This window comes from Micromonospora saelicesensis, assembly GCF_900091575.1.
Lineage (GTDB): Bacteria > Actinomycetota > Actinomycetes > Mycobacteriales > Micromonosporaceae > Micromonospora > Micromonospora saelicesensis.
The window spans coordinates 1,461,202-1,473,673 of sequence record NZ_FMCR01000001.1 but is presented as its reverse complement, the minus strand read 5'-3'; the positions used below and the strand labels follow the sequence as shown (position 1 = coordinate 1,473,673).

The window sequence follows — 12,472 nt, the reverse complement described above, 5'->3', positions numbered from 1 at the left end:
TCGTCCGCACTACGCATTCCGGCCCACCGGCTCCTTGACGCCCCGCTCGGCGATTTCCTGGGCGGCCTCGAAGTAACTCGTGGCGCCCCGCGAACCGGGATCGTAGGTCATCACCGACTGGCCGTAGCTCGGCGCCTCGGAGACCCGGACGTTACGGGGGATGACCGCCTGGAGGACCTTGTCGCCGAAGTGGTTCCGGACGTCCTGCTCGACGGCGTCGGCCAACCTGGTGCGACGGTCGTACATGGTCAGCAGGATGGTGGAGACGTCGAGCTTCGGGTTGAGGTGCTGGCGTACCAGATTGATGTTGTTGATCAGCTGGTTGAGCCCTTCCAGCGCGTAGTACTCGCACTGGATCGGGATCAGCACCTCCTGCGCGGCAACCAGAGCGTTGACCGTGAGCAGGCCGAGCGAGGGCGGGCAGTCGATGAAGACGTAGTCGAACTCGCCCGGGTAGGCGGCGATCGCCCGGTCCAGGCGCGACTCCCGGGCCACCACCGACACCAGCTCGATCTCCGCGCCGGCCAGGTCGATGGTCGCGGGTACGCACCAGAGATTGGGGATGCCCTCGACCGCCTGTGCCACCTCGGCCAGCGGCACGCTGTTGATCAGGCAGTCATACACGTCGGGGATTCCGGTGTGGTGTGGGACGTTGAGCCCGGTCGAGGCGTTGCCCTGCGGGTCGAGGTCGACCACCAGCACCCGGTTGCCGTGCAGGGCGAGCGCCACCGCAAGGTTGACGGTGGTGGTGGTCTTACCCACGCCACCCTTCTGGTTGGCGACGCACATGACCCGGGTCCGGTCCGGCCGAGGCATGGTCACCTCGCCACTGGGATTCAGGATCTGCACGGCGCGCATCGCCTCCATAGCCAACGGTGGGTCATCCTCTTCGCGCGTCGGGGTTTCACGTGAAACGTACGTGGGATCGGCCGCCACTGCGGCCAACGACTCGGTCGAAGCGACCGGTGCGTCGGCGACCACCGGCGCGGCGTCCCGAGCGGCCGCCGCAGTGGGTTGGTGCGGGACGGCCGGCTCGAAGCGAACCGCCGCAGCGGTGTTCCGGCGACCTGAGGTCGACCGCACCTCAGCGGCGTTGACCGGTCGACTCGACGCCTCCGGCGTCCGACGACCACTCGCCGGCTCCGGAATGGCTGAGCTATCTGGCCGCCCGGCCCCCGACGGTGGGTCGAGTGCTGTCGGGGGATCGCCGTCGGTCGGTCGGGTCGATGGCCCGGTCGCGCCGGGCGACCAGCTCGGGTAGTCGGTTTCACGTGAAACGGGATCGCTGGTCGACCCGGTCACGCGTGGATCGTCGTACCTGCCGTCGTCATGCACCTGTCATCCCTGCCCGCTTCGGATGGTCGGTCCGCGCCCCGGTCAACTTGGCCGCATCCACGGCCGCAACCCGGAGCGTACGGCCCGCGGGAGCGGTCGGAGACCCGCGACGTCCGTCACCCGCTCCACACTATCGACGCGCGGTCAGCCTACGGCGGACGGGCGCGGCCGGTCCACGTCGGGTTCTCATCCCCTCGTCCATCCGTACCGGTACAACGAGGCAACCCACCGGCCGGAAGCCCGATGGCGCGAAGTGTCAACCTCGGCGGGAGCGTCCGCCCCGGGCACGCTTCTTGGCCGCCGGGCGGGCCGGGCCGATCATCCGCTCGCGCACGATCTCCACGACCGTGGTGGGCGGATCGATCACCCCGACGCCACAGAGCTGCACGCTCGGCTCCCCGCCGCCGAGTCGCGCCACCACCTCGGCGTGCTCCTCGATCTCGGCTGCGGCGGACGAGCCCTTGAGTGCCAGCAGCCGACCACCGCGAACCGCCAGTGGGAGGCTCCAGCCCGCGAGCCGATCCAGGGGTGCAACCGCGCGCGCGGTCACCACGTCTCCGCTGATGGGCTCCCGGCCGCTCGACCCGCTGGCCGCCTCGTCGGCCCGGCCGCGGAACACCCGCACCGACCTGGCCAGACCGAGTCGCTCGACGACCTCGATCAGGAACGACGTCCGGCGCGCCAGCGGCTCGATCAGGGTGACCGTGAGGTCGGGACGGGCGATGGCCAGGACGAGACCCGGCAGACCGGCGCCGGAGCCGACGTCGAGCACCGTCGCGCCGGACGGGATCCGTTCGGCGACCGCGGCGCAGTTGAGCAGGTGCCGGTCCCAGATGCGGGGTGCCTCCCGGGGGCCGATCAGGCCGCGGACCACCCCGTCGGTGGCCAGCAGCTCGGCGTACGCGGCGGCCAGGTCGAGACGGTCACCGAAGAGGGTCAGCGCGGCCGGGGCCAGCTCGGGCGGCAAAGCCGCGTCGGCCGGTGACGGGGCGGCGTCACGCCCGGTCGATTCGGCGTCGGCGTCGGCGGTGGCGGTGGCGGTGGCGGGGCGGACAGCGGACGGCCCGGGCGGCGTGCCGCCCGGGCCGGACACGGCGTCGGCCGTGATGTCGTCGTGGGTCACCCGGTCAGTCCGCCGGCCGTACGACGATGCGCCGGTTCGGCTCCACACCCTCGGACTCGCTCGCCACGCCGGACATGGCGTTGACCACATCGTGCACGCACTTGCGCTCGAACGCGGACATCGCCTCCAGGCGGACCGGCTCGCCGTACTCCTTGACCTTCTCGACGGCGTTCTTGGCGACCGCGGCGAGTTCCTTACGGCGGTTCGCCCGGTAGCCACCGACGTCGAGCAGCAGACGGCTCGGCGTACCGGTCTGCCGGAAGACGGCGAGGCGGGTCAGTTCCTGGAGCGCCTCCAGGGTGGCGCCGCGCTGACCGACCAGATTCTGCAGCCGCTCGCCGACCACCTCGACCATCGGACGGCCGGCGGCGACCAGCTCGTCGATGTCGCCGTCGTAGTCGAGGATGTCGAGCAGGCCCTCGACGTAGTCGGCGGCGATCTCGCTCTGCCGGAACAGGTCGCCCTCGCCCACAGCCTTCTTCACCCGGGTGCCAGCGGCGGTGTCGGTGTCGTCGTCCGCCTCGGTGTCATCGGCTTCGGTGTCGTCGCCGTCCACCGCGAGCGTGGCGGTCTCCTCCTCGTCCAGGGACTGCTCGGCGCGGGGGATGCTGGTCTCGGTCACGGTCTCATCTCCGTACTCGCTCGGCCGGACCGTCGGGTCCGACTGGTTTCCCGGGGCCGGCGGGAGGTCGCCGGTGCCCACAGGCACGTCTGTACGGGCAGTGTCGCCCGTGGCCGCGCGGTGCGCGGGCGGTTCCGTCCGGCGCCGGCCGTACGGCGGCTGCGCGGTGCGGAACGGGCCGCCGCCGGTGATCCGGCGGCGGCCCTCGCAGGTCAGCCCTGCCGCTTGGCGGGGCGGCTCTTCTTCGGGTTGTTCACCGGCTTGGCGCCCGGCTTCGGCCCGGCCACCTTGGGCGCGGCCGCCTTGACCGGTGCCGGCGGGGCCGTCTTGCCGCGACCGAACAGGCCACCGGACTTGGCGGGCTGCACCGGGTTACGGCTGGCGGCGGGCGCGACGGCCTTCTTGGCGGTCACCGGCGGCGGGAACTTCCGCAGCACCCACTGCTGCTGGCCGAGGGTGAAGAGGTTGTTGGTGACCCAGTAGATGATGACGCCGATCGGGAAGATCGCGCCGGAGATCAGCAGCGACGCGGGGATGCCGTAGAGCATCAGTCGCTGGATCATCCGCTGCTGCGGGTCCTCGGCCCAGCCGGTCTTGAGGATCATCTGACGGCTGGTCAGGTAGGTGGTGGCGATCATGACCAGGACCAGGACACCAGCAATGATCTTCACGGTGCTGCCGTTGGCGCCGAGGCTGGTCAGCTCCTCGGCCGTGGAGCCGAACTTGCCGGCGATCGGGGCGGTGAAGAGCTTCGCCTGCGAGGCGCTCTGGAACTGGTCGGCGGTCCAGCCGTAGAGGGTCTTGTTCTGCTTGTCCGGGTCGAGCCGGCGCAGCACGTGGAAGAGGCCCAGGAAGACCGGGATCTGAAGGAACATCGGAAGGCAACCCATCAGCGGGTTGGCCTTCTCCTTCTTGTAGAGCTCCATCATTTCTTTCTGGAGCGTCTCCCGGTCACCCTTGTGCTTCTCCTGAAGCTCCTTGACCTTGGGCTGGAGCGCCTGCATCGCCCGCTGCGACTTGATCTGCTTGACGAAGACCGGGAACAGGATCACCCGGACGGTGACCACCAGGAAGATGATGGAGAGGATCCACGCGAAGTTGGTGCCGATCACGGCACCGACGGGCACCCCGATGGCGTCCCAGGCAGAGTGCCAGGTCAGCAGGATCCACGAAATCGCGTAGTAGATCCAGTCGAGACTCAGACTCAATTCGGGGCTCCAGTCACATCAGCACGACGGCGGCCGCCCGGCTCCGGCACCGGGTCATATCCACCAGGGTGAAAGGGGTGGCAGCGCAACAACCGCCGGGCCGCCAGCACGGCTCCCCGGAGCGCGCCGTGCCGAACGACCGCCTCCTGGGCGTACGCACTGCACGACGGGTAGAACCGACAGCGAGCCGGCAGTGCCGGACTTATCCACCGACGGTACGCGATGATGGGCGCGATCAGCACCTTGGCACCGGTTGTCGACGGCCGTGGGCTGCTCTGCTCGGTGCCGCTCATCGGGACCGCCGTTCGCGCGGCGACCGGGCGACCGCGATGGCGGCGTCCAGGTCGGTGGCGAGCCGAGGGTACGACGCCTGCGCCGCGGCGGGGAGCGCCCGGACGACCAGGGTGCTGCCGGCGGGCAGGTCGGTCAACCGTTCCCGGACCAGCGCCCGCAGTCGGCGCCGGACCCGGTTACGGGTCACCGCGTTACCGACCGCCTTGGACACGACGAAGCCGGCACGGGACGGCACGGACGACTGCTCCGCACTGTTGTCCCGTACCGGCTCCGGCGAGGTCGGTGTGCTGGGGTCGACGGTCACCGGCACGGTCAGGTGGACCACGACGGCGCCACGTCCGGCGCGTCGGCCACCCCGAACCGCTGCGGCGAAGTCAGTGCTGCGCCGCAGTCGCTGTGCGGCGGCCAGCACGACTGCCCACGTCCCCTGGACCGGCCCGGTCGGCTCAGGCCGACAGGGTGGTGCGACCCTTGGCGCGACGGCTCGACAGGATGGCACGGCCGGCACGGGTGCGCATGCGCAGCCGGAAGCCGTGGGTCTTCGCGCGCCGGCGGTTGTTCGGCTGGTAGGTGCGCTTGCTCACGTCAGGCTCTCCGTTTTCGTACGCGCCCCGCGCGACGGGATCGCCGGGGTCGTGTGGTGGTCCAGGCCACCTCGACGGTGGCCCACGATCGGTGCTGTCCGGCGGAGCGGGACCTCGGCGATGCGGGGATGCGACCGCGGACAGCAAGCACCCATCACCCTAGCAGAGGGCGAGAAAGCAACCGTTCCAGCCTACGCAGGGGGGCAATGACCGTCAAACACCCCGAGCAGGGGACAACGGGACGCGCCCGAGGCCGAAGGGCGGTTTTCGCTGATGCCGACAAGGGCGCCGCCGCGTCGCCGGTTGATGGCGCAGGGACAACGCTGTTACCGTGCCCGATTGCGGTGAGCGTCGGAAGCTCCGGTCGTCGCGCAGGCAAGACCGGACATGGCAGTGAATCGTTCGGCACGGTGAACCCGCTTCAGCGCCCGTTCAGGCAGGGGCAGGTCCCACCCGCGTCCGGAGGCGGCCACAATCGGTCGGTACACAGGCTGTGGATAACTTGTGGATGACCACCGGTCGACCGTCCGGGTGGGTGTTGTTCCACCCGCGAACGCGGCGGGCCCGGGACGGCCGGCTGGCAGACAGCGGCGGCCGGGAGCAGAAGCGAGGGGGTGGCACGACGGTGGCCGGTACGACCGACCTTGCCGCAGTGTGGTTAGCGGCGACCGACGAGCTCGCCGACGAGATCATCTCCGCCCAGCAGCGTGCCTATCTCCGACTGACCCGGCTGCGAGCGATCGTCGAGGACACCGCACTGCTCTCCGTTCCGGACGCGTTCACCCGCGACGTGATCGAGTCACGGCTGCGCCCGGCGATCACCGAGGCGCTCACCCGCAGGCTCGGCCGACCGATCCAGGTCGCGGTCACCGTCCGGGTGGCCGAGGACGCCACCGGCCGACCGGCCGGCACCGTCTACCGCAGCGCCCCGGAGACCGGGCAGCTCGACATCGACGGCCCGGGTATGGCGCCGTTCGACGACGACCAGGGCGCTCGGCCGCCGGCCGACGCGATGATCCCTGAGCAGTCACCCGCGCCGCGTACGCCTGATCCGGGTCCGCCGCCCGCGCCGGCGGGTCCGCCGCTCGCGCCTCCCGTGGAGGGGCATCGCGCGGGTTTGATCCCGGCCAGCAGGGACGGACAGGAGGCGCTGTTCAGCGCCGCCTTCGCGGAGCCCCTGCGGACCTCCAGGCCGGGCCCGGACCGGCGCGGCTACGACGAGCAGGCCGCCCGCCTGGATCCGTCCGGCCCGGACACCCGGCCGTACGAGCCCCGCTACCGGGACGACTCGGCGTCGCCGCGCGACCAGCACGTGATCCGCTCGCTTCCCCGGGACAGCGGAACGGACAGCGGCCCGGGTCGCAGCGCGGTGGACCATCGGACCGGTGGCCGCGACGACCGTCGGTTGCCCGGTGCCGACACCGGCGGCAACCGGCTCAATCCGAAGTACATGTTTGAGACGTTCGTCATCGGCTCGTCCAACCGCTTCGCCCACGCGGCGAGCGTGGCGGTGGCGGAGTCGCCGGCCAAGGCGTACAACCCGCTGTTCATCTACGGGCACTCCGGGTTGGGCAAGACGCACCTGTTGCACGCCATCGGGCATTACGCCACGACACTCGGCAACGCCCGCTCGGTCCGGTACGTCTCGACCGAGGAATTCACCAACGACTTCATCAACTCGCTCCGGGACGACAAGACCAGCGCGTTCCAGCGGCGCTACCGCGACGTCGACATCCTGTTGATCGACGACATCCAGTTCCTGGAGAACCGCGAGCGCACCCAGGAGGAGTTCTTCCACACCTTCAACACGCTGCACAACGCCAACAAGCAGATCGTGATCACCTCCGACCGGTCGCCGCGCCAGCTCGCGACCCTTGAGGACCGGATGCGAACCCGGTTCGAGTGGGGGCTGCTGGCTGACATCCAGCCACCGGATCTGGAGACCCGGATCGCGATCCTGCAGAAGAAGGCGGCGCAGGAGCGGATGTACGCCCCGCCGGACGTGTTGGAGTTCATCGCCTCGCGGGTGTCGAACTCGATCCGGGAGCTGGAGGGCGCGCTGATCCGGGTGACCGCGTTCGCCAGCCTGACCCGGTCGACGGTCGAGCTGTCGCTGGCCGAGGAGGTGCTTCGGGACTTCATGCCCGACGGTGCCGGTCCGGAGATCAACGCGGACCAGATCATGGCCTCGACCGCTGACTACTTCGGGGTGAGCCTGGAGGATCTGCGCGGCCAGTCCAGGTCCCGGGTGCTGGTCAACGCCCGTCAGGTGGCCATGTACCTGTGTCGCGAGTTGACCGAGCTGTCGCTGCCCCGGATCGGGCAGGCGTTCGGTGGCCGGGACCACACCACTGTGATGCACGCCGACCGCAAGATTCGTCAGCAGATGGCGGAGCGCCGCTCGCTGTACAACCAGATCGCCGAGCTGACCAACCGCATCAAGCAGAACAGCTGAGGCGTACGCCAGCCGTCACGCGGCGCACAGCAGCAGGACACGCCCGACCGGATCTCCGGTCGGGCGTTCTTTTGGGTCAGTCAGCTGGACTCTCGACATGGTGGAGACCACAGCATTGAGGCCGTGACCGCCTCGATCCCCACTCGTTGTCCACAGCTCGTTATCCACCGTCGGTGGATAACTACGGTCCGTCCTCCGCCAGTTACCCACAGGCTGTGGAGAAACCCTGTGTACGAAGCTGTGGACGCCTGGGGACGACCGTCAGGTTATCCACCGATCATCATCAACCTGTGTACGGGCTGTTGAAGGTTCTGGGGATGACGGCAATGGTGATCTTCCCCGCGATCCACAGGCTTGGGGAGAAAGTCGGTGGATTACCGGTGGACAACCGGTGGACAACGGTGGACAACCGGCCGTCGTCGCCGGGCTGTGGACACACGGGCCGGTTGTACCCGGGGTTCTCCACAGCTAAATCACCGGTGGATAACCTGTCTGACCTGCGCAGACCCCGGTTTTCCACAGTTTGCACAGGTGCGATGAAGACGATGAGTTATCTCTTCTAAGAGAACAAAAACCAATCATCACCGTTGGGCTTTCTGTGGATCGGGCCGAACGCTGTCGGATCAGCCGGTCAGCATCGACACGATCCATGGGGTCGGGCGCACAGCCGATGTCCCCGCGCCCTAAGGTGCGATGGGTACCCGCACGGTCGGGCGGGACGGTAGGCAGCGGTCGGCATGAGAGAGTTGTCGCTGACGTCGACGCGGAGGCATTGATGAAGTTCCGAGTGGAGCGCGACGCGCTCGCCGAGGCTGTGGCGTGGACCGCGAAGAGCCTGCCAAGCCGGCCATCCGTACCGGTGCTCGCCGGGGTGATGCTCCGCGTCACCGACGGCAACCTGCGGGTCTCCGGGTTCGACTACGAGGTCTCCAGCCAGGTGACCGTCGAGGTGCAGGGCGACGCCGACGGCGCCGCGCTCGTCTCCGGCCGCCTGCTCGCCGAGATCACCAAGGCGTTGCCGGCCAAGCCGGTCGACATCGCCGCGGTCGGCGCGCATCTCGAGTTGGTCTGTGGCAGCGCCCGGTTCACGCTGCCCACCATGCCGGTGGAGGACTACCCCGCGCTGCCCGAGATGCCGCAGAGCGCCGGCACCGTCGACGCCGCGGCGTTCGCCACCGCGGTGGCCCAGGTGGCCATCGCCGCCGGTCGCGACGAGACGCTGCCGATGATGACCGGCGTCCGCGTCGAGCTGTCGGGTGACACCCTGTCGATGCTCGCGACCGACCGTTACCGGTTGGCGCTGCGCGAGATCCAGTGGCGGCCGGACGACCCCGAGGTGAGCATCAACGCACTGGTGCCCGCCCGCACCCTGAACGACACCGCCAAGGCCCTCGGCCCGCTGGGCGGCGAGGTCACTCTCGCCCTCGCCCAGGGCGCTGCGGGCGAGGGCATGGTCGGCCTCGCCGGCGGCACCCGACGTACCACCAGCCGCCTGCTCGACGGCGCCAACTACCCGCCGGTTCGGTCGCTCTTCCCGGCCACGCACAACGCCGCGGCCCGGGTGTCGGTCAGCACGCTGATCGAGGTGGTCAAGCGGGTCGCGCTGGTCGCCGAACGGACCACCCCGGTGCTGCTCAGCTTCAGCACCGACGGCCTGGTGGTCGAGGCTGGCGGTTCCGAGGAGGCACGGGCCAGCGAGGCGATGGAGGCCACCTTCACCGGTGAAGCACTGACCATCGGCTTCAACCCGCAGTACCTCATCGACGGTCTGGCAAACCTGGGCGCTCAGACGGCCGTGCTCTCGTTCGTCGACGCCTTCAAGCCCGCGGTGATCTCTCCCGCTGGTGAGGATGGCGAGGTCATTCCGGGGTACCGGTACCTCATCATGCCGATCCGCGTCTCGCGCTGATCGCGCCCAGCAACACCCAGATCCACGGAGGTAGAAACACATGCAGCTCGGCCTGGTAGGACTCGGCCGTATGGGCGGCAACATGCGGGAGCGGTTGCGTTCGGCCGGGCACGAGGTGGTCGGCTTCGACCACAACGCGCAGATCAGCGACGTCACGACCATCGCCGGCCTGGCGGAGAAGCTTGAGTCGCCGCGGGCGGTCTGGGTCATGGTGCCCGCCGGTGTCACCGACGCCACGATCGACGAGCTCGCCGAGGTCCTCGGCGAGGGCGACATCATCATCGACGGCGGCAACTCGCGCTTCAGCGACGACGCGCCCCGCGCGGAGCGGCTCAACCAGCGGGGCATCGGCTACATGGACGTCGGGGTCTCCGGCGGCGTCTGGGGCCGGCAGAACGGCTACGGGCTGATGGTCGGTGGCGCCCAGGAGCACGTTGACCGCCTGATGCCGATCTTCAACGCGCTCAAGCCGGAGGGTGAGTTCGGCTTCGTGCACGCCGGCCCCGTCGGTGCCGGGCACTACTCGAAGATGGTGCACAACGGCATCGAGTACGGCCTGATGCACGCCTACGCCGAGGGTTACGAGCTGATGGCCGCCTCGGAGCTGGTGACCAACGTGCCGGGCGTCATCAAGTCCTGGCGGGAGGGCACCGTCGTCCGTTCCTGGCTGCTCGACCTGCTCGACCGGGCGCTCGACGAGGACCCGGAGCTGGCCGACCTGAGCGGTTACACGGAGGACACCGGCGAGGGCCGGTGGACGGTCGACGAGGCGGTCCGGCTGGCGGTGCCGCTGAACGTCATCACCGCTTCGCTGTTCGCCCGGTTCGCCTCGCGGCAGGACGACTCGCCCGCCATGAAGGCCGTCTCCGCGCTGCGTCAGCAGTTCGGTGGCCACGCCGTCCACAAGCGCTGAGCGGTATCCACAACCTGTGTACGTTTACCGGCTGGAACTGGTCGACTTCCGCTCGTACGAGCGGGTTGCCGTCGACCTCCAGCCGGGAGCGAACGTCCTGATCGGCGCCAACGGCGTCGGCAAGACCAACCTCGTCGAGGCGCTGGGGTACGTGGCGACCCTGGACTCGCACCGGGTCGCCACCGACGCGCCTCTGGTCCGGATGGGCGCCACGTCCGCGGTGATTCGTTGCGCCGTGGTGCACGACGGCCGCGAACTCCTGGTCGAGCTGGAGATCGTGCCCGGCAAGGCCAACCGGGCCCGGCTGGGCCGCTCACCGGCACGGCGGGCCCGGGACGTGCTCGGGGCGCTCCGGCTGGTGCTCTTCGCCCCGGAAGATCTTGAGCTGGTCCGGGGTGACCCGGCCGAGCGCCGCCGCTACCTGGACGACCTGCTGGTCAACCGGCAGCCCCGGTTCGCGGGCGTGCGGGCCGACTACGAGCGGGTCGTCAAGCAGCGCAACGCCCTGCTGCGCACCGCGTACCTGGCCCGCAAGACCGGTGGGTCCAGGGGTGGCGACCTCGGCACCCTCGCGGTCTGGGACACCCACCTGGCCCAGCACGGGGCGGAGCTGCTCGCCGGCCGTCTGGAGCTGGTGGCCGCGCTCACCCCGCACGTGGCCAAGGCGTACGACGCGGTGGCCGCCGGTCGGGGTGCGGCGAGCATCACCTATCGGCCCTCGATCGAGCTGGCCGAGCCGACCACCGACCGGGCCGCGCTGGCCGAGGCGCTGACGGCGGCGCTGGCCGCGTCCCGCTCGGCCGAGATCGAGCGGGGCACCACCCTGGTCGGCCCACACCGCGACGAGTTGGCGCTGAGCCTCGGCCCACTGCCCGCGAAGGGGTACGCCAGCCACGGCGAGTCGTGGTCGTTCGCCCTCGCGTTGCGGCTGGCCGGGTACGACCTGTTGCGCGCCGACGGCATCGAGCCGGTGCTGGTGCTCGACGACGTCTTCGCGGAGTTGGACACCGGCCGCCGGGAGCGGTTGGCGGAGCTGGTCGGCGGGGCGAGTCAGCTGCTGGTCACCTGCGCGGTGGACGACGATGTGCCGGCTGCCCTGCGCGGCACCCGCTACCAGGTCGGCGAAGGGACGGTACGCCGTGTCGGATAAGCCAGGCACCGATCGACCAGCGGCCGGCGACGGCCCGGCTGCGCGTACCCCGAAGGCGGCGGAGGGATCGGCGGGCGGTGAGCCGGCGGCGGCCGCCAGCGGGCCGGAGCTGGCCCGGGCGGTGCTCGACGCGGCGCTGTCCCGACGGCAGGCGGCGGCCCGCGCCCGGCGCACCCCCGGCGGCGGCGACGCTGCCGGCGGTTCGGGGCGGCGGTTGCGCGGCTACTCCGGCCCCGGCCCGGACCCGCGCGATCCGCAGCCGCTCAGCGCTGTGCTGAACCGGCTGGTGAAGGCGCGCGGCTGGCAGCAGCCGGCCGCCGAGGCCACCGTGTTCGGCGCCTGGGAGCGGGTCGTCGGCGCGGAGGTCGCGCAGAACAGTCGCCCGGTGAAGTTGGAGAACGGCGAGCTGACCGTGGAGGCGCGCTCGACCGCCTGGGCCACCCAGCTGCGGCTGCTCGCCGGCTCGCTGCTCAAGCAGATCGCCAGCGAGGTCGGGCACAACGTGGTGCGCAAGCTGCACATTCACGGCCCGGCCGCGCCCTCCTGGGGGAAGGGCCCACGCCGGGTACGTGGCCGGGGTCCGCGCGACACGTACGGCTGAGCCGGCCGATCAGCCGCGCCGGTCGGCCTCGCGGGCTGCCCGCTTGCGTTCCCGCTGCTCCCGGGTGAAGCGCTTGCGCTCGGCCAGGTCGCGTTTCCACGCCTCGCGGGCCTCGGCCGAGCCGCCCTGCACCGCGCCCTGCACACCCTCGGCCGGGCCGGCGAGGTGCCGGAAGGCCCAACGCATCAATCGGCCGCCCTCGCCGGGGGCCCTGGTGATCGCGCCGTCCTCGCTCATCTGCCGCCCTCTTCCCCGCGTCGCCTCGCCGGTTCTCGTCC

13 protein-coding genes are annotated in these 12,472 nt (G+C 70.5%); 5 read left to right on the top strand and 8 right to left on the bottom strand.

Annotated elements, in window-relative coordinates; translation table 11 throughout:
- Nucleotides 1-9: 9 nt before the first annotated feature.
- The 7 genes from GA0070561_RS33500 to rpmH all read right to left on the bottom strand — a co-directional run bounded on the left by GA0070561_RS33500 (nt 10) and on the right by rpmH (nt 5,166).
- On the bottom strand, nt 10-1,335 hold the full coding sequence (locus GA0070561_RS33500; RefSeq protein ID WP_091396562.1) for a ParA family protein: 1,326 nt from the start codon (nt 1,333-1,335) through the stop codon (nt 10-12).
- Nucleotides 1,336-1,591: 256 nt separating this feature from the next.
- Nucleotides 1,592-2,458, bottom strand: a complete 867-nt coding sequence (rsmG, locus tag GA0070561_RS06970) for a 16S rRNA (guanine(527)-N(7))-methyltransferase RsmG (protein ID WP_091396558.1) — start codon at nt 2,456-2,458, stop codon at nt 1,592-1,594.
- Nucleotides 2,459-2,462: 4 nt separating this feature from the next.
- Nucleotides 2,463-3,080, bottom strand: a complete 618-nt coding sequence (locus GA0070561_RS06965; RefSeq protein WP_091397533.1) for a Jag family protein — start codon at nt 3,078-3,080, stop codon at nt 2,463-2,465.
- A gap of 212 nt (nt 3,081-3,292) precedes the next feature.
- Nucleotides 3,293-4,282, bottom strand: a complete 990-nt coding sequence (gene yidC / locus GA0070561_RS06960; RefSeq protein WP_091397530.1) for a membrane protein insertase YidC — start codon at nt 4,280-4,282, stop codon at nt 3,293-3,295.
- 2 nt (nt 4,283-4,284) lie between these two features.
- The gene (gene yidD / locus GA0070561_RS06955) at nt 4,285-4,581 is read right to left on the bottom strand and encodes a membrane protein insertion efficiency factor YidD (protein WP_091396555.1); all 297 of its coding nucleotides are present in this window, start codon (nt 4,579-4,581) and stop codon (nt 4,285-4,287) included.
- Nucleotides 4,578-4,994 carry a ribonuclease P protein component gene (gene rnpA / locus GA0070561_RS06950; protein ID WP_091396551.1) on the bottom strand — a complete coding sequence of 139 codons (417 nt, stop codon included), beginning with the start codon at nt 4,992-4,994 and terminating at the stop codon, nt 4,578-4,580. Before rnpA ends, yidD begins: the two co-directional genes overlap by 4 nt.
- Nucleotides 4,995-5,028: 34 nt before the next feature.
- The gene (gene rpmH, locus GA0070561_RS06945; protein ID WP_007453904.1) at nt 5,029-5,166 is read right to left on the bottom strand and encodes a 50S ribosomal protein L34; all 138 of its coding nucleotides are present in this window, start codon (nt 5,164-5,166) and stop codon (nt 5,029-5,031) included.
- Between the two features lie 508 nt (nt 5,167-5,674).
- Here rpmH and dnaA point away from each other — a divergent pair.
- The 5 genes from dnaA to GA0070561_RS06920 all read left to right on the top strand — a co-directional run bounded on the left by dnaA (nt 5,675) and on the right by GA0070561_RS06920 (nt 12,194).
- Nucleotides 5,675-7,621 (top strand): chromosomal replication initiator protein DnaA, encoded by a 1,947-nt coding sequence (gene dnaA / locus GA0070561_RS06940; RefSeq protein WP_425255882.1) that lies wholly within the window; start codon nt 5,675-5,677, stop codon nt 7,619-7,621.
- Between the two features lie 775 nt (nt 7,622-8,396).
- A complete protein-coding gene (gene dnaN / locus GA0070561_RS06935; RefSeq protein WP_091396548.1) occupies nt 8,397-9,530 on the top strand; it encodes a DNA polymerase III subunit beta in 1,134 nt (377 codons plus the stop codon).
- Nucleotides 9,531-9,570: 40 nt separating this feature from the next.
- A complete protein-coding gene (gene gnd, locus GA0070561_RS06930; protein WP_091396544.1) occupies nt 9,571-10,443 on the top strand; it encodes a phosphogluconate dehydrogenase (NAD(+)-dependent, decarboxylating) in 873 nt (290 codons plus the stop codon).
- 16 nt (nt 10,444-10,459) lie between these two features.
- Complete coding sequence (recF, locus tag GA0070561_RS06925) at nt 10,460-11,593, top strand: DNA replication/repair protein RecF (protein WP_091396540.1); 1,134 nt, start codon at nt 10,460-10,462, stop codon at nt 11,591-11,593.
- Entirely contained in the window at nt 11,583-12,194 is a 612-nt protein-coding gene (locus GA0070561_RS06920) for a DciA family protein (RefSeq protein WP_091396535.1), read from the top strand. Before recF ends, GA0070561_RS06920 begins: the two co-directional genes overlap by 11 nt.
- Before the next feature lie 9 nt (nt 12,195-12,203).
- Here the strand turns inward: GA0070561_RS06920 and GA0070561_RS06915 are convergent, their stop codons facing one another.
- Nucleotides 12,204-12,431, bottom strand: a complete 228-nt coding sequence (locus GA0070561_RS06915; RefSeq protein ID WP_091396532.1) for a hypothetical protein — start codon at nt 12,429-12,431, stop codon at nt 12,204-12,206.
- Nucleotides 12,432-12,472 lie beyond the last annotated feature (41 nt).